21 protein-coding genes and 1 pseudogene are annotated in these 22576 nt (G+C 36.6%); 18 read left to right on the forward strand and 4 right to left on the reverse strand.

The window, feature by feature from the left end; translation table 11 throughout:
• Nucleotides 1-72 precede the first annotated feature (72 nt).
• The 8 genes from ACUN8G_RS09275 to ACUN8G_RS09310 all read left to right on the forward strand — a co-directional run bounded on the left by ACUN8G_RS09275 (nucleotide 73) and on the right by ACUN8G_RS09310 (nucleotide 9218).
• On the forward strand, nucleotides 73-585 hold the full coding sequence (locus ACUN8G_RS09275; protein ID WP_437346792.1) for a hypothetical protein: 513 nt from the start codon (nucleotides 73-75) through the stop codon (nucleotides 583-585).
• 12 nt (nucleotides 586-597) lie between these two features.
• Nucleotides 598-1380 (forward strand): PhzF family protein, encoded by a 783-nt coding sequence (locus ACUN8G_RS09280; protein ID WP_437346793.1) that lies wholly within the window; start codon nucleotides 598-600, stop codon nucleotides 1378-1380.
• A gap of 82 nt (nucleotides 1381-1462) precedes the next feature.
• Entirely contained in the window at nucleotides 1463-3415 is a 1953-nt protein-coding gene (locus ACUN8G_RS09285; RefSeq protein ID WP_437346794.1) for a carboxypeptidase-like regulatory domain-containing protein, read from the forward strand.
• A 1-nt stretch (nucleotide 3416) separates the two neighbouring features.
• Nucleotides 3417-4916: a sigma-54 interaction domain-containing protein gene (locus ACUN8G_RS09290; RefSeq protein WP_437346795.1), complete on the forward strand. Its 1500-nt coding sequence runs from the start codon at nucleotides 3417-3419 to the stop codon at nucleotides 4914-4916.
• A complete protein-coding gene (locus ACUN8G_RS09295) occupies nucleotides 4906-6456 on the forward strand; it encodes a serine/threonine-protein kinase (RefSeq protein ID WP_437346796.1) in 1551 nt (516 codons plus the stop codon). The genes ACUN8G_RS09290 and ACUN8G_RS09295 overlap by 11 nt, the downstream gene beginning before the upstream one ends.
• Nucleotides 6457-6501: 45 nt before the next feature.
• The gene (locus ACUN8G_RS09300; RefSeq protein ID WP_437346797.1) at nucleotides 6502-7788 is read left to right on the forward strand and encodes a T9SS type A sorting domain-containing protein; all 1287 of its coding nucleotides are present in this window, start codon (nucleotides 6502-6504) and stop codon (nucleotides 7786-7788) included.
• On the forward strand, nucleotides 7785-8582 hold the full coding sequence (locus tag ACUN8G_RS09305; protein WP_437346798.1) for a hypothetical protein: 798 nt from the start codon (nucleotides 7785-7787) through the stop codon (nucleotides 8580-8582). The genes ACUN8G_RS09300 and ACUN8G_RS09305 overlap by 4 nt, the downstream gene beginning before the upstream one ends.
• 261 nt (nucleotides 8583-8843) lie before the next feature.
• The gene (locus tag ACUN8G_RS09310) at nucleotides 8844-9218 is read left to right on the forward strand and encodes an STAS domain-containing protein (RefSeq protein WP_437346799.1); all 375 of its coding nucleotides are present in this window, start codon (nucleotides 8844-8846) and stop codon (nucleotides 9216-9218) included.
• On the opposite strand, the gene ACUN8G_RS09315 is transcribed toward ACUN8G_RS09310, so the two are convergent.
• Entirely contained in the window at nucleotides 9211-10422 is a 1212-nt protein-coding gene (locus ACUN8G_RS09315) for a peptidase U32 family protein (RefSeq protein WP_437346800.1), read from the reverse strand. The genes ACUN8G_RS09310 and ACUN8G_RS09315 overlap by 8 nt on opposite strands.
• Before the next feature lie 92 nt (nucleotides 10423-10514).
• Here ACUN8G_RS09315 and ACUN8G_RS09320 point away from each other — a divergent pair, with 92 nt between their 5' ends.
• The 5 genes from ACUN8G_RS09320 to ACUN8G_RS09340 all read left to right on the forward strand — a co-directional run bounded on the left by ACUN8G_RS09320 (nucleotide 10515) and on the right by ACUN8G_RS09340 (nucleotide 16501).
• A complete protein-coding gene (locus tag ACUN8G_RS09320; RefSeq protein ID WP_437346801.1) occupies nucleotides 10515-11657 on the forward strand; it encodes an MFS transporter in 1143 nt (380 codons plus the stop codon).
• 68 nt (nucleotides 11658-11725) lie between these two features.
• On the forward strand, nucleotides 11726-13615 hold the full coding sequence (locus tag ACUN8G_RS09325) for a sensor histidine kinase (RefSeq protein WP_437346802.1): 1890 nt from the start codon (nucleotides 11726-11728) through the stop codon (nucleotides 13613-13615).
• A 3-nt stretch (nucleotides 13616-13618) separates the two neighbouring features.
• A complete protein-coding gene (locus ACUN8G_RS09330; RefSeq protein ID WP_437346803.1) occupies nucleotides 13619-14998 on the forward strand; it encodes a sigma-54-dependent transcriptional regulator in 1380 nt (459 codons plus the stop codon).
• Nucleotides 14999-15010: 12 nt separating this feature from the next.
• Nucleotides 15011-15349, forward strand: coding sequence for an STAS domain-containing protein (locus ACUN8G_RS09335; RefSeq protein ID WP_437346804.1), 339 nt, complete (start codon nucleotides 15011-15013; stop codon nucleotides 15347-15349).
• 15 nt (nucleotides 15350-15364) lie between these two features.
• Complete coding sequence (locus ACUN8G_RS09340) at nucleotides 15365-16501, forward strand: SpoIIE family protein phosphatase (RefSeq protein ID WP_437346805.1); 1137 nt, start codon at nucleotides 15365-15367, stop codon at nucleotides 16499-16501.
• Here ACUN8G_RS09340 and ACUN8G_RS09345 read toward each other — a convergent pair.
• Both ACUN8G_RS09345 and ACUN8G_RS09350 read right to left on the reverse strand, forming a co-directional pair.
• The gene (locus ACUN8G_RS09345; RefSeq protein WP_437346806.1) at nucleotides 16498-17487 is read right to left on the reverse strand and encodes a DUF4922 domain-containing protein; all 990 of its coding nucleotides are present in this window, start codon (nucleotides 17485-17487) and stop codon (nucleotides 16498-16500) included. The genes ACUN8G_RS09340 and ACUN8G_RS09345 overlap by 4 nt on opposite strands.
• A complete protein-coding gene (locus ACUN8G_RS09350; RefSeq protein WP_437346807.1) occupies nucleotides 17474-18949 on the reverse strand; it encodes a glycosyltransferase family 2 protein in 1476 nt (491 codons plus the stop codon). Before ACUN8G_RS09350 ends, ACUN8G_RS09345 begins: the two co-directional genes overlap by 14 nt.
• Before the next feature lie 169 nt (nucleotides 18950-19118).
• Between ACUN8G_RS09350 and ACUN8G_RS09355 the strand changes: the two genes are divergently transcribed.
• The 4 genes and pseudogenes from ACUN8G_RS09355 to ACUN8G_RS09370 all read left to right on the forward strand — a co-directional run bounded on the left by ACUN8G_RS09355 (nucleotide 19119) and on the right by ACUN8G_RS09370 (nucleotide 21539).
• Nucleotides 19119-19412: a hypothetical protein gene (locus tag ACUN8G_RS09355; protein WP_437346808.1), complete on the forward strand. Its 294-nt coding sequence runs from the start codon at nucleotides 19119-19121 to the stop codon at nucleotides 19410-19412.
• Between the two features lie 237 nt (nucleotides 19413-19649).
• Nucleotides 19650-19961 (forward strand): annotated as a pseudogene (locus tag ACUN8G_RS09360) (septal ring lytic transglycosylase RlpA family protein); the annotation flags it as partial.
• Nucleotides 19962-20043: 82 nt separating this feature from the next.
• A complete protein-coding gene (locus tag ACUN8G_RS09365) occupies nucleotides 20044-21111 on the forward strand; it encodes a mechanosensitive ion channel family protein (protein ID WP_437346809.1) in 1068 nt (355 codons plus the stop codon).
• Nucleotides 21108-21539, forward strand: a complete 432-nt coding sequence (locus ACUN8G_RS09370; protein WP_437346810.1) for an RrF2 family transcriptional regulator — start codon at nucleotides 21108-21110, stop codon at nucleotides 21537-21539. Before ACUN8G_RS09365 ends, ACUN8G_RS09370 begins: the two co-directional genes overlap by 4 nt.
• A gap of 1 nt (nucleotide 21540) precedes the next feature.
• On the opposite strand, the gene ACUN8G_RS09375 is transcribed toward ACUN8G_RS09370, so the two are convergent.
• Nucleotides 21541-22284: a class I SAM-dependent methyltransferase gene (locus ACUN8G_RS09375; protein WP_437346811.1), complete on the reverse strand. Its 744-nt coding sequence runs from the start codon at nucleotides 22282-22284 to the stop codon at nucleotides 21541-21543.
• Nucleotides 22285-22353: 69 nt separating this feature from the next.
• Here ACUN8G_RS09375 and ACUN8G_RS09380 point away from each other — a divergent pair, with 69 nt between their 5' ends.
• Nucleotides 22354-22569 (forward strand): Trm112 family protein, encoded by a 216-nt coding sequence (locus tag ACUN8G_RS09380; protein ID WP_437346812.1) that lies wholly within the window; start codon nucleotides 22354-22356, stop codon nucleotides 22567-22569.
• Nucleotides 22570-22576: the final 7 nt, after the last annotated feature.

Here is a 22576-nt window from a genome sequence, read left to right on the forward strand (position 1 = left end):
TGTTTTCTATGTATATATTATCTCTTGTCGCTAAAACTATTTTTTTGATATCATTTTAAATAAGAGGAATTTATGTCCAAGACGATGAAAAAATTAGTCGATGATGTAATTACGTCGTTAAAGAAGCTTCCTGAACCCGGCAAAAAGAGCGGCTCGTTCTGGGACTTCATGAAAAGCCAGCTAACCGAAGAAGGCGAGTGGGAACAAAAACATATACAAACCATCGAAAAAGAAATCGACAAGCTCCTTTCAAAGCTCGATAAGAAAAATATCGAAGAGTTATGGAGTGCCACTCCCGCAGCGGAAGATTCGATTGACGATAAACCTTCGGTCAAACAGATGAAGAGTGACATTAAAGATGAACTGGTAGGACAGGTTATGGATAGAATGGACGAGAATTATTCCAGGCGCGACTCTTTTTTCGCCGAAGAAGAAAATTACATCTCCGACGAGGACGAAGAAAAAGAAGAATCGGAAGACGAACCCCCGCTGGGTGACATCGGAAACATTGACATTGACGACGAAGATATTGATATCGATGATTTGCTCGACGATAATATTGAAGACGACGAAGATCTCTATTAAATTGGAATAAAAATGGAACTCGACATTTTTCAGGTAGATGCTTTTGCATCCGAATTATTCAGAGGTAATCCCGCTGCCGTTGTGCCTCTGGAAAAATGGCTGGACGACGATTTAATGCAAAACATTGCAGCTGAGAATAATCTCTCGGAAACTGCATTTTTCATAAAAGATGGGAATAACTATCGAATTCGCTGGATGACCCCCACTTCGGAAGTGCCACTCTGCGGACACGCCACGCTCGCCACTTCTTTTGTTATCTTTAATTTTTTTGAAAAAGAAGCAAATGTGTTAAACTTTATCTCGAAGAGTGGACCTCTTTCGGTCTTGAAAGAAAAAGACCTTCTGGTGCTCGACTTCCCTTCAAACAAGCCCCAACCAGTTAAAATGCCAGAAGGAATTATAAAGTGTTTCGGCAAAGAACCCGTTGAATCGTTAGAAAGCAGTTCTTTTCTCTTATTGATTTTTGACGACGAAGAATTTATCCGTAATTATATTCCCGACATCGAAGCCATCAAAAAATTTCATAAACATGGAGTAATTATTTCTTCAAGAGGGAAAGAAGTTGATTTCGTTTCAAGAGTTTTCGTTCCAAACGAAGGCATCAATGAAGATCCTGTTACTGGCTCTGCTCATACCGTTCTAACTCCTTACTGGTCCGAAAAATTGAATAAAAAATTGTTGACTGCATACCAGGTTTCAAAACGAGGGGGTAAATTAATCTGCGAAAACTCAGGAGAAAGGACAAAGATTAAAGGTAATGCAGTTCTTTATCTTAAAGGCAAAATTTATCTTTAAAATTATCACCTAAAAAAATTTTCGCATTGCGAAAATTTTGCACAAATATCATATCTTAATAGAGTCAATTTTAACCAATTAGATGAAGAAGCAGATATTATTTATTTTGTTACTTGTTGCATTAGTTTCGTGCGATGCTCCGCATTTAAATCCATTTGACCCCGATAACCCGGATAACAATTTCGGCTCGGTCGAGGGGAGAGTCTATTTATCCGGCGAATCCAAACTTCCAATTGCAAATGCCGTAGTTACTTTTTCGAATCAAAAAGTTTATGCACTTTCGGATTCTACGGGAAAATTCAAACTCGAAAATCTGGAGCTCTCTGAAGGATGGCTTTTTGTAGAAAAAGATGGCATGACAAAAGATTCGATTTTCATCAACTGGAATGCTGGTAAAAGCATCAAGAATCTGGAATTTCATCTTTCTTATAAAATTGGCTCTTTTGATGGTTATGTATACACAATAAATAATCAGCGACTTGCCAATGCCAAAGTTTACTGGAAGAACCAGAATAAATTTTCGTTAACCAATGAAGAAGGTTACTATTTAATTGATAACGTGCAAATGAAAGATGGATGGATCTATTTCGAAAAGAAGGGGTATGCTACCGACTCGGTTTACTTAAACTGGAATAATCAAAACAAAGTAAGAATTGAGAATTTAATACTGTTTCCTACCATCGGTCAACTGGATGGATATGTTTATTCAAGCTCGGGCAGCGAACTTTCCAGTGTAAAAGTATACTGGAAAAATCAGAATTTACTTGTACACACAAATTCTAATGGTTACTATAAATTCAACGAAATTTCTTTAGAGGATGGCTGGCTAATTTTTGAAAAGGAAGGTTACTTTTCGGATTCGATCTACGTAAGATGGAGTGGTGAAAAAATTAAGCATCTCGAGAACATAATTTTAGCTCCATCACTCGGTACAATAGACGGCTTTGTTTTTTCTGCGCCTCGTATTCCCGCTTCGAATGTGCGGGTGATCTGGACAAATCAAAATATTATTACTTATTCAAACTCGCTCGGATATTACAAATTATCTGGAATAACCATTAAAGATGGCTGGATTAAATTTGAGAAAAATGGCCTTGCCACAGATTCACTTTATATCGAATGGAATGGAAGCAACAATATAAGAGCACAGGAAAAAATCCTCAGTTATACTAAAGTACGACTTTATGGCTATGTTAGAACTCTCTCTTTACCACGCAAAGCTTTATCTGGAGTTAAAGTATTATGGAAAAATCAATCGATTGTAACTCAAACTAATTCTTCGGGTTACTATGAGTTCAAAGAAGTAGAACCTGAAAATGGATGGCTCTACTTTGAAAAAGAGGGCTACAGCAGCGATTCGCTTTATGTCGAATTCTCAAGTTCATCTTCTAAATTAGCCGACGACAAATATCTCAACTCGATTCCCGTTCTACAAAATCTGCAAATATATTCGAGCGTGCAGAATAAATATCCAGACGTGAAAAACTATAGAATGACCGTTCAGGCAAAAATTACAGACAACGAGAACGACATCGATACAGTCTTTGTGGTAAATTATTCACTCGGGTTTAAAAAACGGTTGATATACAATCCCGACAATGGATATTATGAAAATACTTTCCGAACGACAGATTTAAAGGTTTCTTCAATGGAAGACGTTATCGGATTCGATTTTTCAATTCTTGTAAAAGACAAATTTAACCACGAGTTTAACGTCGGGAAATCGAACATAAAAAGAATAATTAATCAGGAAATTTCGATAGAAAGCCCCATCAACAAAGCTGAAACAGGAGCTAATCCCACATTTAAATGGAAACGCTTCGAACCTGGATTTAAATTTACATTCAGAATACAAGTTTATACCGATGAACTTTCTCCAATACTTGTTTGGGAAAAGTATAATATTTCGAAAGATGCAGTCGAACAGGTTTGCGAAATTACATTACCAGCGGGAGATTATTATTGGGTAATCTGGTGCATTGATGAATATGGCGACAATTCAATTTCTAAACCCGGAACATTCACGGTAAAGTAAGATGAAATTTATTCCTCAAAATATTAATTACATAAAAAACCTCGACAAAGAAGAATTTGAAGCTCTCTTTCAGTTCAGTCAGATATTAAATTCATCAGCAGGACAGGATTCTCTAATTGAAGATGCAATGGACATTGTCATTAACATTATAAATGCAGAGAGAGGACTTTTCGTAAAGTACAACGAAGCAGAGAATAATTTTTCGATTATTAGTGCGCGCAAAATATCGAATGAATCAATAACGGATTTAAATCAATTTTCCTCTGGCATACTGCAAAAAGTAATTTCTGAAAAGAAGCCGCTTTTATATCACGACGTTATGGGCGATCCGAATCTCTCACAATTTGCCAGCGTTCAGATTCATAGTATCAAATCGGTAATTGGCGTACCGATCATAAGGGACGATAAAGTCTGGGGAGTAATAATTGCAGACAGCACCAAAAATCGCCAGGAATTCACGGAAGAAAATTTGATATTTCTAAACTTCTTTTCGAATCTTCTCTCGCTGGCGCTCGATAGAATATTAAAACTCGAAGAGCTCGAGCGTGAGAATAGAATACTAATTAATAAACTCGAGTCAATTGAAGAAATTCCGGAGATGGTTGGTCAAAGCGTCGTTATGAAAAACCTCTCCCAGGTTATCCATAAAGTAGCTCAGACAGACGCAACGGTTCTAATTACAGGCGAAAGCGGCACCGGCAAAGAAGTGGCTGCAAAAGCCATACATCATCTCAGCAAAAGAAAAGACTTTCCGTTTCTTGCACAATTCTGCGGTTCAATACCCGACAGTCTACTGGAAAGCGAACTTTTTGGTTATAAAAAAGGCGCATTTACAGGCGCCACTACAGACAAGCAGGGCTTGCTCGAAGCTGCAGATAACGGCACTTTTTTTCTCGACGAAATTGCCGACATATCGACTGCTCTTCAAGCAAAGTTGCTAAGAGTTCTTGAGAACAAAGAAATTATTAGATTGGGCGACACAAAAGTTAAAAAAGTGAACGTCAGAATAATTGCTGCAACAAATAAAGATCTCTCTGCACTTGTAAAAGAAGGTAGATTTCGTGAAGACCTTTATTACCGTCTCAATGTATTTCCAATCGTTATGCCTCCTCTAAGAGAAAGGCGGGAAGATATCCCACTTCTGGCAACTCACTTTATCAAAAAAATTGCAGGGAAAAATATTCCGATTGAACCTGCTGCCGTAAAAAAACTCGAAAATTATTATTGGCCAGGAAATATTCGACAGCTAATTAATGTAATTCAACGTGCGGTTATTTTATGCGATTCACAAAAAATTACCGCTGACCATATAATTCTTGAAGGCACTCAGGAATTAATGGACTTCAAAGGCACCCTGCGTGATTTTGAAATGATGCTGCTAAAAAAACGACTCGAAGAATTTAACGGCAATAGAACTCTCACTGCAAAATCTCTCGGAGTTTCAGTACGCTGGATTCAATTGAAACTGAAAGAGATGGAACAAAAAGTTGATGAGCGGTAAATCGGAAATAATGTTCGAGAAGTTCGAAATTTTAGAAGTTCTCAAAAAAGATGAACATGCCGGGGTCTATCTCGCAAATCATATCTATTTGAGCAAAAAAATTATACTCAAAGTCTTAAACACAGCTAAGATTTCAGACCCTTCTTTGCTCGAGCGTTTCAAAAGAGAAGCCAAATTGCTTGCCAGGCTCGACCATCCCAATATTATCAAAGTTCTCGACTTTGGCACCTCCAAAGAATTTTTTTATATCTCTTTTGAGTATATAGAAGGCACAAGTCTTCGAAATATTTTACAGGAATCGACATTAAGCAAAGACGACAAAAAAAAGCTAACTATCCAGCTCTTCAAAGCCTTAAATTTTGCACACAAAAATCGTATTATTCATCGCGATATTAAACCAGAAAACATATTCGTCGATAAAAATCTAAACCTGAAACTTGGAGACTTCGGCCTTGCGCTTTCAGCTGATGACAATTTTGTTACGAGTCCCTACTCAATTGTAGGTACACCCAGTTACATGTCGCCCGAACAGGTATCGGGTTCTCAATTGACACACAAAAGCGACCTATTTTCTGCTGGTGTTGTTATATATGAGTTATTTACCGGCAAAAATCCTTTCCTCAGAGAAAACGTTACGCTTACATTAAACGAAATAATGTCTTTCAATGAGAATAGCATCAAAGAAAATCTCGAAGGATTAGATGATGATATAAAGGATATTTTGACGGGACTTTTGAAAAAAAAACCTGCAGCACGAATCGATTCGGCCGAAGACGTCTTAGAAAAGCTCAATGCAAAAGAAGAAGGCGGCGACCTCGATAAACTCGAAAATAAAGTCAAAAAGAAATACGGCATAATCATTCCATTATTCGTACTGCTAATTTTAGTTATTGCCATTACAATTATTGTAAAAGATGATAAACACTCAGAAATTAATCTCCCCAGTAACGAAGTGGATACGGAATTTACCGCACCGAGCAAAACAAATAACAAAACGGGAAATATCGTTTCCGAAGAGAAACCCACATTAATTGATGATCAAAATCTGACAAATAAAACAGATGAACTAAACATTCCTGCCGAAGTTCAAAAACAAGCATCGATTGAAGACGTGGGCGAAGGCGGACTTTTTGTTGAATGTTTCCCCTGGGCTGATGTTTATATTGATGGCGAAAAAATAGAAACCACTCCCTTAAAGAAACCTTTGACTTTATCAGCTGGCGAACACACTTTGAAGTTAGTTCATCCCGATTACCCGATCTATTCAGAAATATTGAAAATCGAGAAAAATAAGCTTACGAACTTGAAAATATCGCTGGAATCGTTACTTGGTTTCCTTGATATTAAAGTAAACCCGTGGGGCAATATCTACATCAATGGAAATTATAAAGGTCAAACGCCACTAAAAGAATATATCAGGGTAAATCCCGGATTTATGAGATTGAAAATTACAAATCCTAATTTTAAGGATGTTGACACCACTGTTTATGTAGGACAGGGAGACTCTCTCAAGTTGAAATTTAATCTAGCTACAAAATAGCTGGTATAATAATTGATTGAAATATTTTTTTAAACAAGGTCACATATGAAAAAATTAGTACTTTTAATAATCATATTAACAGAGCCAATTTTTAGTCAGTACTATCAGTGGCAAATAATAACGGGACATGACATGCCTAACCCCGTATCGGGAGGACAGGTGGTATTCGACACAACCACTAATAACAATCAATATTTTTACCTTCTTGGTGGACGGGACAGTGATGGTAAGCCTGTAGATTGGATTCAGGAATACGATGTACTTAACGGCAAGTGGAAAATGGCAGGTCGTATGGATCAACCCCGCTCCGAATTTGTAGCTGATATTTGGGGAAATTCGATTTATTATTTCGGAGGAGCTGCCGAAACTTCTCGGGTTGTTAATAATATTAATTCCTGGAACTTCAAGTCTTATCCCACAGAACCAATTGACTACGACACGTCAATAATTTTTGCACGTCGCTATTCTACCGGACACATAAAAGACGACGAACTTTATATAATTGGAGGCAATCCAATTACGAGCATCGATGTACAGCTACCTTATATCGTAGGCTACGACTTGAAAAATAAGAAAATCAACTTTACTTACGATACTATTAGCACAAGCTTACCCGAACAACACATGACGGTTCTTTACAATAAATACATTTACATTTTTGGTGGAATACTTCACGGTGCACTAAAGCAAATAAGCCGGCTTGACCTGGAGACAAAAGAATTTGTAATACTTAAAGAAGTATTGCAAAGTCCAAGAGCCGGTGGTATTGCAATCTATAATCGTTTTTTGAAAAAGGCTCTAATTATAGGTGGATACAACGAGTCCGAAAAAGCTCTTAGCAAAGTTGAAGCTGTCGAATTTCTTTCTGGCGGTTCGATTCTAATTTCCCAATTTCCTTCGTTAAAAATACCACGTCGTTACCCGATGGCTGTTAATTACTATGGCACCGTATTGGTATTTGGAGGAATAGATCCGCAAGGCAATATCGTTCCTCAAATCGAAAAACTCGTTAACAGTCCAACTACCGTTAATCAAGACGAAAATCCTCTCCCTTACAAAAATACTTTGCTACAAAACTACCCAAATCCATTTAATCCCGAGACAAATATCACGTTTGAACTTGCGAAAAGTTCGTATATTTCACTCGATATTTATTCTTCCACAGGCGAACATGTTATTAATTTGAAAAAAGGAGAATTAAATGCTGGCCAATACAATTTAATATGGAGTGGCGTCGATAAGTACGGCAATAAAATGGGCTCAGGCATTTACTTACTTCGTTTAACCGGCGACGACTTTCATCTATCAAGAAAAATTGTCCTTATGAAATGAAATCAAAATTCTTCTTAACCATATTATTTATTTTCACGTCCTCGTCTCTTTTTGCACAAGTAATCTCATATGATAACGTTAAAAAAGAATTCAATTCTTTTGAGTATGAAAAAGTAATAGAGCTTTCCGATTCCTTATTGAAAAACAAAAATAATTTGCAGGACTCGTTATTGATCGACATTTATCTGATGAGAGCTGTTTCATTCTACTCCATTGCACGCGAAGATTCCGCAGCCAGAAACTTTGAGGCAATCTTAAAAATCAATCCTGCTTATTCACCCGATCCTTTAATTATATCTCCAAAGCTAATATCTCTTTTCGATCAGGTTAAGTTGAATTTTACTCCGCCTAAAATTGAGCAGTCCGATACAACCGTTACAAATTATCAAAATGAAATTAAGGATGTAAAGCCTACACAAAATTTAATGCAATTAAAAAACATGATATTGCCTGGCTGGGGTTATCTCTCAAATGGCTTTTCTACAAAGGGAATTATTTTGAGTTCAGCTTCCTTATTAAATCTCGCAGGTATGATTTATTTTATTTACGAGACCAATCAAAAAGAAAAAAGTTATCTTAACGAAACAAATAAGAACTTAATACCCGCACGCTACGACGAGTATAACAACGCTTATAAGGTACGTAATGCATTAATAATTTCTTATGCGGCGTTGTGGATTTACAGCCAGATCGACTTGTTATTTTTCAATACTCATAACGAAACCATCGAAAAAAAAATATCCTACGATTTTAAGACTAACACAATTCTTTGGGGAATCAGCTACGGATTTTGAGCAATCCCACGCATATTTTTCTTCGACTGCGAATTTTATTCGTACAGTATTTACTCTTAACCACCAATAAAACACGATGCTGAGCTACGGCATAAATTTTGTTTTTCATAAAAAGCACACAAACAAACTTACCCAATTAATATTGGGCTCCGTCCTTAATGGGTGAAGGTTTTTACCTTCACCTTTTTTTATTGCAATATCAATAATTCTATTCAGTTTACGTAAATTTCACTATATTTATCGTAAAAAATATCTGTTGTTATGGAATTTAAATCTGAAAAGTACGAAGATGTAACAGTCATATATGTATATCTAAAAAGAGCGACGCTGGCAAAGGCAGTTAAATTTAAAGAGTTTGTGACAGAGTTAATTGATCAGGATAGCAAAAAGGTAATCATCGATTTGACATTATGTGAGTATATTGATTCGACTTTCCTTGGAGCAATGGTTTCGTTATTGAAAAAAATCAACTCGATTCAGGGGGATTTAAGGTTGGTCTATAACAAAGAAGCTCCTTCGCTTGTTTTCGTCGTAACACGTATGGACAAGGTATTCAAGATTTTCGACACTCTCGACGAAGCACTCAATAGTTTCGGAATCAAAAGGACGAAACCGGGTCTCGACTGGATCAATTAGTCCTGACTATTTTATAGACCTTATCGTTTTCTCTAACCTTTTCCTCGCAATAAATTGTAATATCGTCACCTTTGGCAGCTCGATTGATTGGTTTATCGTCCTTTAGCATCGAATTAATCTCAAGTTCTACCACTCCCGTTGTATTTCCGATTATGTATAATTTGTCTCCAGGTTCCAATTGCTCAGCGTCTATAAAAATGTGTGCAACTTTATTTTTATTGTAATAATTAATTACTCTGCCTACAAATTTTTTTCGGGTAGTAGCCAGGTTGCCATAAGCTTCGGCATAATCCTTTGAGGTTGGTGTTCCGAGATAAAATCCGCTGGAGAATCCTCTATTATATACTTCGGATAATTTGCTTTTTAAATCGGTTTTAATCTCCTCGTCCAGCTTATTTTCGTAGTAGAGGTCGATGGCTTTTCTATATGCAGAGACAACGTTATAAATATATTCCGGACTTCTTTTTCTGCCTTCAATTTTGAAGGCATCGATACCTGCTTCTATTAAAAGTTCTATAAAATCGATTGTACAGAGGTCTTTAGGAGAAAGGACATAATTTTCGCCGAGAATCATAGAAAATTTTTCGTCGCTGTCTTTAATTTCATATTCCCGTCTGCAGGGTTGGAGACATTCGCCTCGATTGGCGCTTTTATTAAAGACTTCATGACTCATAAAGCAGCGTCCACTTATTGCGATACACATGGCGCCGTGAATAAAAGCTTCGATTTCAATGTCGACTTTGTTTTTAATTTCCTTGACTTGTTCCAGCGAACATTCTCTTGCAAGTACAATTCGTTTTGCGCCTAATTGTCGAAAGAACTCTGCACTTACAGAATTTGAAACCGAAGCCTGAGTGCTTATACAAAATGGGACATTATATTTTTTGCATAATTGAATTACAGCAAAATCCCACCCGATAATGAGATCTACTCCAGCTTCTTTAGCTCTTTTAACTATCATTTCGAGTTCGTTGAGTTCATTCTCATAAACGATAGTGTTAAGAGTCAGGTGAACATCAACGTTGTTATTTTTACAATGTTTAACAATTTCCGGTAATTCCTCCAGTTCAAAATTTTTTGCCAGTGCGCGCATATTTAAGCTTTCCACTCCAAGATAAATGGCATTTGCGCCTGCCTTAATTGCGGCATTGAGCATACTCCAGTCTCCGGCAGGGGCAAGTAACTCGGGCTTTTTATTCGCCATTTTTGTTCCTTTCAATCTTTGTGTGCAAAATTATACAATTATTATCCATTAATCTATTCTTCGTATTTTTGCCGTATAATACGGATTTTTTTATGCACAAAAATCTTTATCTGGCACTGGCAGGAATTGCAATTGGCGGAATTGGATTCGGATTAATTAATCCGGTCACAGTTATACTTCTGGAAAAATCCAAAACTCCTGCTCTTTTAACCGGCATTGTTACGACAGCTGGTTATATCAGCATTGTACTCTTTTCTCCTCTTGCGGGAAAACTTCTTAAAAAGTATCAAATCAGGAATGTCGTTCTAATTGGATTTTTTATCTGGGCATTGGGTGCACTTGCACACATTTTCTGGCGCTACTATCCTTTGTTGCTAACGGTTAAATTTATTATGGGACTTGGAGGTACCATAATTTTTGTTTCGACAGAATTCATAATTAATTTTTACAGCGACGATTCCAACCGCGGGAAAAACACTGGCATTTACGTTGTTCTCTTATCTATCGGAATTGCTATAGGAACTCTTTTAATATGGACCCTAAAAATTTCCGATTGGGTGCCATTTGTTATCGGTTCTACAGTAATGTTCATCGTCTGGTTTTTATATTTTTTGTTTTTTGACAGTTTTCATTTCACAAACTCCAATTCCAAGAATGATAAAATGCGCCTTAGTGATATGCCTGTAATTAGTTTAATTTCTTCTGCCGTTTATGGAATTATGGAATCATCACTGGTATTGGTTATACCAATTTATGGATTGAGAAGTATGTACGACACAACAGATGTATCGTCTTTTCTTACTTCTTTCGTTATTGGTGGTATTATCCTCCTTTATCTTATCGGTTATATGGCCGACAAGATTAACAAAAGAAAACTTCTCTCTGCCATTTCAGTCATATTAGCCATCCTTTTCTTGCTTCCACTTTTCCAAGCGAATTTTATTTACTTAATACTTCTGTTTTTTTTAATAGGGGGGATTGTGCCTGCATATTACACTATTGGACTTAATTACACTATGGAAAAAGTTGACAGGGATTTCATTGCTGAAGCTAACGGATACTATGTGATGTTTTATGGTATCGGTACAATTGCAGGTCCGATTATCGGTTCAATCATGATTGATCTCGAAACAAGAATTGCTTACTGGGTTTTCGCATCGCTTCTAAGTTTGTCCTACTGGCTTATTTTATATCGTGAAAAGAATACTAAACGTAATACCTTTTCTTCTAATTAGCAAAAAATGTGTTTTTAAATAAAAATAAATTTATTTTATAACGTTCATAATAATTTTTTAAAAAGTTAATGGCAAAAACACGGTTCGAAAAATATACTGAAAATATGGATCTGCCGGCTCTCGAGATTATTGAAGACGTCGAAAATTTGTTCGTATCAAAAAAGCTGAAGAGCCTTCTGGGAATTCGCAAGGAACCGACAAAAGAATTCTTTGATTCAGACAAATTTTATGACGAAAAAGGCAAAAAGCTCACCTTTGAAAAACTGCCGTTTATCAAAGCCTTTAAGAATAGAAAAAGTAGACTAAACGAATCTTTAATCTATAAAAACGGAAATATTGAAAAATCTTTTTATATCGACTCGATTTTTCTTGACGGTAAAATGCCATCTAGACTTCTAACTATTTTCCGGGAAACAGCCAGCTCTGACGCCAACGACACTTTGCGGGAAGCGGTTGATAATCTAAACGCCGTTGTCTATTCGACAAATTATGACGGTAGCGAATACTATTATATCAGCAGTGCAGTTAGAATGATTTTCGGTTTTACACCTCAGGAAATTTATGAAAATAAATTTTTGATTCTGCGAACTATCAAAAAAGAACATTTTGCCAGATTCAAAGAATTTATCGATACACTTCGCAGTGGCGATAATGCTTGTGTTGAATATCAAATGAAAGACCGTTACGGAAAAGAGCACTGGGTACGTCATAACGGTATACCGATTATACGCAAAGGCAAAGTGGAAAAAATTATCGGCATGATAATCGACATAACAGAAGAAAAGATTAATCAGCTCAAACTCGAAAATTCGGAAGAAAAGTTAAGAGTACTCGTCGATACGGCCGACGATTTAATTTTTATTCTAAATGGCTTTGGTTATATCAGTACAATCAACAAAAATGGCTCCAAAACTCTCGGTTTTTCTCCGCAGGAAATGACAGGCAAACATATACTTGAGTTTATACACAAAGACAACGAGTTTATTGTAGCCGACGCATTTTCAAAACTGATCGATTCGCGCGACAAAGTATTATTCGAAGTTGAGTTCGTGGATAGGTACGGCAATCCAATAATATTCGAAGTTCATGCAAAACCTTTGATAATCGACAACGAAGTGGCGGGAATAGTCTGCGTCGGAAGAAACATTTCGGCACGTAAAGCCGATGAAAAGAAAATTAAAGAGCTCAATTCAAAATTGATAGAAGCCAATAGAATAATTTCCATCGAACGCGAAAGAGCCAAGCAAAAAATTAATGTACTGGAAGAAGTTAGTAAACTTAAGAGTGAATTCATTTCGAATATATCGCACGAATTAAGAACTCCTCTGGCTTCAATAGTTGGCTTTGCTGAAACAATATCTACCGACAGCGAACTTCCTCCCGAAACCATTCGTGAATTCAGCAATATTATCCTTACCGAAGGGAAAAGATTGGCAAAATTGATTAATGACGTACTCGATTTTTCAAAGCTCGAATCTGGAGAAGAAAAATTAAATAAAGAAGAATTTGAATTATTGGAAGCCCTTAATGATTTGCTTGCTACGTATAACGAACAAATCAGCGCAAAGGAATTAAGTTTGTCAACCCGCTTCCCGGCAGATAAAGTCATTATTTATGCCGACAAGAATCGACTTATGCAGGCAATTGGAAATTTGATATCAAATTCGATCAAATTTACTCCTCAAAATGGTAGAATATCTGTTTTCGTAGAAAATTTCGACAGGGAAATTGAAATTGCCGTTACAGACACAGGCGTTGGTATTCCGGAGAAAGAAATCCCTAAATTATTCCAGAAATTCTCGAAAATTTACCGACAGGGAATGCTTCAGCCGGGTGCCGGATTTGGTCTTGCTCTGGTAAAGCAAATTGTGGACCTTCACAAAGGGGTTATCCGTGTAATTAGTCAGGAAAACAAAGGCTCCACTTTTATTATAAGACTACCCAAGAAGAAAGACTGAGTTATGGAGAAAACCATATATATAGTTGACGACGAAGAGTCGATACTAAAAATGTTGACGCACTGGTGTAAAAATCAGTGGGGATACAATGTAAAGACATTTACGAATGGAAAGGATTTTCTAAATTCATTAAAGGAAAATCCTGACCTTGTTCTGCTCGATATTATGCTACCCGATATAAACGGTAACGAGATATTATCCCAAATAAAGGCTTACGAATCGAGTTTGCCGGTAATTATGTTGTCTGCGCAAGGGAGCGTGCAGGTGGCCATCGAATCGATCCGTCTGGGTGCGTTCGATTATTTCCCGAAACCAATTGATAAAAACCGTCTTGAATCAGCAATTCGCAATGCCATAAAAAATTATGACCTCGAACGAGAGCTAAAGAATCTTAAAGAGGATATAAGAAAAGAATTCAGCTTCGACAACATTATTTCGGCCGATAAAAAAATGCAGGAAGCATTTAGAATGGTTTCCAAAGTCCTGCATAACGATATTACCGTACTAATTCAAGGCGAAAGTGGAACGGGCAAAGAATTGATTGCGCGTGCAATTCATTACAATGGCAACAGAAAGGATGCCCCATTTGTTGTAGTCAATTGCGCTTCGATACCGAGAGAATTACTCGAAAGCGAACTCTTTGGCCACGAAAAAGGTGCATTTACAGGCGCACACCAAAGAAAAATCGGAAAATTCGAACTTGCTAACGGCGGAACTATATTCCTGGATGAAATTGGGGAAATGGATATTGCTCTACAGGCAAAAATTCTGCGCGTTATTCAAGAAAAAGAATTCGAACGAGTTGGTGGCAACGAGATTATTAAAACCGATGTAAGAATTATTTCTGCCACGAATCGAGACTTGCGCGAATGTGTCGAAAAGAAATTATTCAGGGAAGATCTTTATTATCGCCTCAGTTCTTTTCCTATCAACATTCCACCACTCCGTGAAAGACGTGGCGATATTGTAGTACTAATCGATCACTTTATCAAAAAGAACAATGAAAAGTTAGGAAAAAATATTAAGGGTGTTACCAAAAAAGCACTTAAGCTTCTTTACGATTATGACTGGCCGGGCAATGTACGCGAACTCGAAAATACAATTGAACGATGCATAATACTTACCGAAGGAGATTATATCGACATTGATGTATTGCCAACTTCAATTACATCGGGTGAAGTCAAAGCCACACTGCCTTCAAACGGAATTTTATTCGACGACAATTCGCCCATAATTCCTCTCGAAAAATTAAAAGAAGAGGCTATAATACACGCTTTGAAGGTTACTGATGGCAATATAGTTGAAGCCTCGAAAAAATTAAAAATAGGTAGAGCCACTCTCTACCGTTTAATGGAAAAATATAATATCGATTATAAAAAATAATTGGGGTCGATTATGAACATTCAAGAAAGAACATTCGATGATGTTGTGGCAATTAAACTCGACACTGACAGAGCAACAATTAAAGAAGCAGAACAGATAAAAAAAACAATCTACTCAAAAATAGAACAGGGTTTACAAAAAGTGATTATTGACCTCAGCAGAGTAGACTTCATCGATTCTACTTTTCTGGGGGCACTGGTGAGCGGATTAAAAAGAGCAATCAATCAGAGCGGTGACCTGAAACTTGTTGGTTTAAGACCGAACGTGCGTGCTATGTTTGAACTTACACGTTTGCATAGAGTTTTCGAAGTCTATCCAGATATAAACTCTGCAATCAACAGTTTTAAATAAACGGAATTGGAGAATATGGCTGTTTCATCATCAAACAAAATATTGCTAGTAGAAGACGAACCAAACATTGCCAGATTGTTTATTCATAATTTAACTAAAGCAGGTTTTGAATGTGTGCACGCCGAAAATGGAAAAGTAGCTCTCGAAAAGATCGACGAAGTTCAACCCGTATTAATTATTAGCGACATAATGATGCCCGTCATGGACGGTTTTGAATTTCGAAAAGAACTATTAAACAATCCCGAATACAAATCGATTCCTTTTATATTTCTTACCGCCAAAAGCGGCGAGGAAGATATGCTTTTAGGGTACGACCTGGAAATAGAAGACTACATTGTAAAGACATCCAGCCCTAAGATTGTTATTGCCAAAGTATCTGCCATACTAAAGAGTCTCGAAAAAGAGAGAGAAAAAGTTGTATACGAAGTGCAGAAAGCTGCCGATTCGATGGCGGCAAAAGTTGTTCCTGAAACACCTCCTCAATTTAGCGGACTCAAAATACTTCAATGGCATGCACCTTTTAAGAACGTCCCCGGCGGTGATTTTATTGATTATATTAAAATTAATGACGACAGCATTGCTGTTATAATGGGAGACGTTATGGGAAAGCGGTGGGGTGCATGGTACTTTGCCGTCGCATATGCCGGCTATGTTAGAACTGCCGCAAGAATGGTTCTTGAATCTGCAGCTGAGTTAAATCCCGACATCATTCTCCAGCGCATCAACGAGTCGGTTTACAAAGACGAACGTATTTCGGAAGTATTCATTACGCTCTCAGTTGTAATTATCGACACGAAGAATAAAATTGCAAAATATTCTGGCGCAGGCGACCTCCCGATTATCTACCGCTCGGGTAGCAGTGCGGAATTTATCGAGTCAGCAGGGCTTTTACTTGGTTTCAATCCCGATGGACAATACTCGAACAAAATCATTAATATCAAAAGCGGCGACGAAATAATTCTTTTTACTGACGGTATTACGGAATCCAGAAATAAAGAAGGCGAAATATTTGGCAATGATCGTCTTCTTGACTTCATTAGCAATTTAAAACCGGATGACGATACTGCCGATTTATTACGCGAAGAACTATTAAAATTTACGGACAATGAACTTGAAGACGACGTCAGTCTTATTGCAATAAAGATTCTCTAAAAGCGTATAAAATTATCGTATAACTTCTTTTTAAGAAATTCGTAATATTCTTTCGTGAACGAAACCTGCTTATAAATATCGATCAATTTATCGCGGTCGATTTTATCGAAATCCTCCTTTCGGGGAACAATAATTAATCCGGAGATATCCAGTGCTGCGGGGCTTACAAGCAATTCGCCGGTATAAAATTCCTTAGGACGATGCGCTCTACGCGGAAAAATAAACAAACTCCACTTATTTCCTTCGTATGTAGATACAATATTTATCAAAGGCTCTTCTTTAGGTTCATAAATTTTCTTAAGTGAATTAAGAATAACTCTGAAAGATTTCAATATTTCATCTTTATATTCAGTTACTAATATGATTGGTTTTGTGGGATACGTCTCGGCAGCAAAAATTGAGAGCCGCGGTTTCTCAATCTTAAAATTTCTCGAATCGGCAATTATCTTTTTAAAATCTTCCTCAAGCGGCATTTTCTTTTTTTCGATCGCCTGAAAATGCATATGGTCGGGCGCCGATGCTCCACATTTTGGCCCATTATAAAAAAGCGTAAAATATTTACTCATCTGACGCGTTAAATCGAGTAAGTCCTCTATGTTACCCACAATCTGTTGAGGCATGTGTTTTAGTTTTACAATCGTAAAATGTTTACTGGCGACAGGGTAAGGATTGCAGAGCAAGTTGAATTTCTTGTTATAAATAATTCCACTCTGCTGCTCGGGAAGATTTTCTTTACAAAGAAAACATTTTCTGTTTTTTATTCCGGAATCGGATATATCCGCCATCGTCGATTTGATTCGTCCGGGATTATATTGTACTATAAACTTATAATCCTCAAAACGAATTTCCTTGTTAATTACGCCGGCAAGCTTATCATAATTCGTTTTTAATAATTCCCATTCTACCAGTTGTCTTCCCAGTAGCTTAACAGCATCTTCAGCAAGCTGGAAATCGTTTTTATCTGCAAGAATTTTATTCACCAGCATATTTATTTAATTTTTGTCTTTCGATTATTTCTTTAGTTCTGAGTGAATCTTTATAGTAATTATTATTATTAATTTTTTCCTGAGAAAGGTCAGCATCCGAATTACCTGCCCACCTGCGACAGATGTAAATGGGTTCATAAATTCTTGAAATTTTATAAGTGCGTGAAATTGTAATGCCGAGGTAATAATCTTCGCCGTAACTGACGTTGGGAATTTCAATCTTTCGCAACACCGATGTATAAAAAGCACGTGGTGCACCCAGTCCATTTATTCGCAATGCATTGTTGACTCCGTTCTGATCAGTCCACTCACGATGATCTACAATGCCCGGTGGAATTTCGTTGAGATTAAAATCGGTCAATTTGTAAGAACCGATTACCATCGCTGATCCGTCCTCGTAAAATTTTTTCATAATTTTAGCCAGTGCGTATTTATCATAGTAAAGGTCGTCACTATCGAGCTGGACTGCAAACCTGCCACAATAGCTACTCCTTACAGCATAATTCCAGCAGCCGCCAATCTGTAAGTTTTTTTCTTCTGGAATAAGGTGTATAAGTTTTTGATTTGTTGCGGCAATCTGTTTGAGTATATCGGTAGTCCCGTCGTCGGAATAATTATCGACTACTATAACATTAAACTCAAAATCTGTTTTTTGATTCAGCGCTGAATTAACGGCCGCTTCGATTGTCTTTGCTCTGTTTTTAACTGGAATAATTACAGAAGCTTCGACTGGAAAACTTTCTTCTACTTTTTTGAAATCAAATAATTTTTTAGTCGGTGTAATATACGCTCCGATTCTTTTGAGATGTTCCGTAGCAACTTTTTCGTATTCTAATTGAAGTGTCCTTCTATTCGAAGCTACATATTTGAAATGCTCTTCCATATCGTCTTTTCTATATTCCACATCTGCAGAATAGAGATATTCATCAATATGAATTAAATTCGATACCTCGGATATTCTCAGGCGCATATCATAAAATCCAGAATATAAATAATTTTCTTCCATCTCCGAAGCAATACTTTTGATCAATTCTCCGTTAAGAATCATTACAAAACCAAAGTCGAAATCGTCCCGAATGCTGCCCAATTGATAAGGTATCAACGGATGTTTAGATTTTTTACGTGTCGCACAGTCATATTCCACAAAGTTCGAATAAACAATACCAGCATTATGATTATCTAAATTACTAATTAACTTTTTCAGAGCTTCGTCGTAAAAATTTATTCTTTTGATTTTTTTGTTTTCATATTCGCTGATCCACAATACTATTTTATTCGATATTGCTTCTGCAGTTTTTTTTATCGCTCTAGACGAATAAGGATTTTCGTCAACAATATTTACCACATTTTTTCCTTGCACTTCGGTACCGAGGGAAATGAATTCTACCATTCCATCAGGAAAATTATTTTTCAGGTTGTCTATTACCAGTTCCGATAGACTTTGTAAAACAATTGATACCATTTGCTTCAATATTTTTATCAGATAATTTAATTCAAGAATACAAAATAAATTAAAATATCGAGATACTTTACATAGAAGTTAACGAGTGCTAAAGAATTTCCATTCAAAGTAATATACTTTAACTGTAAATTGAATCTTTACTTTCATTATCCTATATTTGCGTGCTACAATGAAAACAAAATTAAGAAAATACAGCTTTATTGCCATTGCAATTTTATTGATTGCTAATCATTCGGAAACAAAAGCCAAACGATATGCAGAGCCGATTGATCCCATGAGTACGATAATTGAAAATATAATTTCAGATAATACAGTAATTACATTTTCGCCCGGGATTAATTTCATCACGAACTGCAAAGCGGAATTTTCTTCCGTCACAATTCAGTATCACAATTACGTCTTCATCAAATCCACTCAAAAAGACGAGACTCAAAGAGCACTCAGAAAAAATCTGAAAATTTAATAACTCCAATATTCTATTCTGACTTTTTCTCACACAATAGTTTGTAAAACAAAACAGAGGTAATATTTGCGTATAGTTAAAACGACAATAATAATTACAGTAGCAGCATTAGTAATTGGGCTGGTAGATATAGATAGCTCGTCGGCAAGTGTAAACGACGAGGATGCAAAAGTAATTCTAAGTATCGATTCAAGTCCTTCAACTGCCAATGTAGAATACGAGCCGGTTGGCAACTGGATAGCCTCCTGGTACGGCCCAGGATTTCACGGTCGGCAGACAGCCAATGGCGAAATTTACAATCAGATGGCATTGACTGCAGCGCATAAAGAATTGCCATTCGGTACATATTTACGCGTAACAAATTTAAGAAATGGAAAAAGCGTCGTTGTTAAAATTAACGACCGCGGTCCGTATATCGAGGGACGCGATATTGATCTATCGAAAGGAGCAGCAAAGGCTCTCGGGATGATTTATCCTGGAGTAATTAAAGTTCGCATCGAAAAGTTAAAACCAAGCGAAGAAATTCTTCCCGCATACGCCCTCAACTAATCAAGTAGATAATTAGATATAGAACCCGCATTTTTTAATGCGGGTTTTTTTATATTTATTCGTCACTTTTTGTGAGGAATTAATGTTTTTTAAGAAAGAATTTTTGGGAAATACTATTGAAGATTATCTGATTGCACTCGGTGTTTTTCTCGTAATCTTTATAATAATAAGAATTATTAAGAAATTCGTACTGCAGAGATTAAAAAAACAACTTGAATCCAGTTATATTTCTAAATACAACTTCTTAAACAAAAGCATTAACAAATTTTTTGTTCCTGCGATTTATCTTGGCATCCTTTATTTAATAATTGAACGCCTGAAATTAAGCAACGACACAGAAAAAATTATCGTTTCTATCTATTTAGTATTGATTACGTATTTTGTCGTACGTTTCAGTGTTGTTGTCGTTAAGTATTTAATAGAACGATATTTTATTAAGAGCAATCGCGAATCGGATTTCAATCGCATACAACCTCTACTGGGTCTGGTCGATCTGGTCATTTGGGCTGTCGGTATAATATTTTTACTTGATAATTTCGGATTTGAAGTCTCAGCGGTAATAACCGGACTCGGCATTTCGGGCGTGGCTGTGGCCCTCGCCGCGCAAGCAATACTTGGCGACCTCTTCAGCTATTTTGTTCTCTTTTTTGATAAGCCTTTTGAAGTTGGGGACTTTATCAATTTCGAAGGTCAACTGGGAAATATTGAAAAAATTGGACTCAAAACGACAAAGATAAGAGCTCTTAGCGGCGAACAATTAATCGTTAACAATTCACGACTTACTACATCTACTGTCCACAATTTCAAAAGAATGGAAAAACGGAGAGTCGTTTTAAGAATTGGAGTGGTTTATCAAACTCCTCACGACAAATTAATAGCCATTCCGACTATGATAAAAGAAATAATCAGCCGTCACGAGCTGGTTCAGTACGATAGGGGTCATTTTGTAAGCTACGGCGATTTTAGTCTCAATTTTGAATTTGTCTATTTCATTCTCTCGCCAGAAATGGAGCTCTATCTCGACATTCAACAAAGTATCAATCTCGAAATCTTCAGACTTTTCGAGCAAGAAGGAATTGAGTTTGCTTATCCAACTCAAACTATCTTTGTCAATCAAGAAAACAGTACAAACTCGGGAAACAATCAATGACCGTCTTTTTTTCGAAGGCATGTGAACTGGGCATTCAAGCTGTACTTTATCTTTCGATAAAAAAAGAAAAAGTTGTTTTCAGTGCAGAGGAAATTTCAAAAGAACTGAAAGTACCAAAAGAATTCGTTTCGAAGGTATTACAAACTCTTACTTATAAAGGAATTGTCGGTTCGAAAAAAGGAAAAAACGGTGGTTTTTATCTTGCAAAAAGTCCGAGCAACATTTATCTCATCGATATTATAGAAGCTATCGACGGCGACAAAATTTTCAAAAGCTGCGTGCTCGGATTTCCCGGCTGCTCCGACGAAAATCCCTGCCCAGTTCACGATAAATGGGGCAAACTCAGAGACGAAGCTTACAAAATGTTTACAAAAGAAAGCCTGGCACAGCTGAAAGAAAAAACCATTAGAAAAATTCTAAGTCTTTAATTTACTTCCGACACAAAATAAACATCTCTTTATTGTTTTCAAATGGCGTCAAATTCATATCGGCATAAAATTCTATCTTCTTAAATCCAGTTTCGACAAGCAGTTTATTTATTTCATTGTTCTTATGAATATAATGAATTACAGAATGGAGCTGGTATTCATCAGGTCTTTCCATAGAAAATTCGAGTATGTTGAAGCGAGCTCTTTTTTTGCTAAAGTCGTAAAAACGTACAATTATTCTCTTTCCAGTTTTAATGCTATTAATTCTGATTGAGTTTTTAATAAAGTAATCGTAATTGAGCAGATGCACTAAAAATTTACCGCCGGGTTTCAATATGTCATAAACTCTTTTAATTCCTTCGGCAAGGTTTTTCTTGCTCAGATGAGAAATTGTATTTCCCATAGATACAACAAAATCGAATCGATTATTATAAGCCGTCGGAATCTTTTCCATTCTAAAATTTTCGCATTCAATACGAACATTGTAAAAGCTGGTTTTCTTCTTCAGTAACTCAATCATTTTATCCGATGGATCGAATGCGGTTACATTGAAACCTGATTTTGCCAGGGCAATCGAATCCAGGCCGCTGCCACAACCGATGTCGGCAACGGCGCCGTTTTTGTTGAATATCTTTTTATAAAAGTCTTCCCTCTTTTTCAAATTTGAGTCGAAAGAAATCATTTCATCATAAAAAGAAGAGATCTCATTGTAGAACTTTTCGTTATTTATAAAGGTTTCTTTCATTTCTCAAATATAACGAATTCGTTTAAGTTTCGTATCTTTGCATACTTATTTCCAAGCATTGGAGGAACAATGATTTCTAAGGAATTATTAGAAATTATCTGCTGCCCGGAATCAAAAGCCGACCTTATTCTCGACGGTGATTTTTTGGTTTCTACAGACAAAGAAACACGCAGGCGTTATCGAATTGAAAACGACATCCCAATTTTACTCGTTGAAGAGTCCGAGCAGCTCGACCTCGAAACATGGAAAGAAATAATGAAAAAACACGGAAAATCTGTCGATTAAATAAGGA

It is taken from the genome of Melioribacter sulfuriphilus (genome assembly GCF_052656625.1).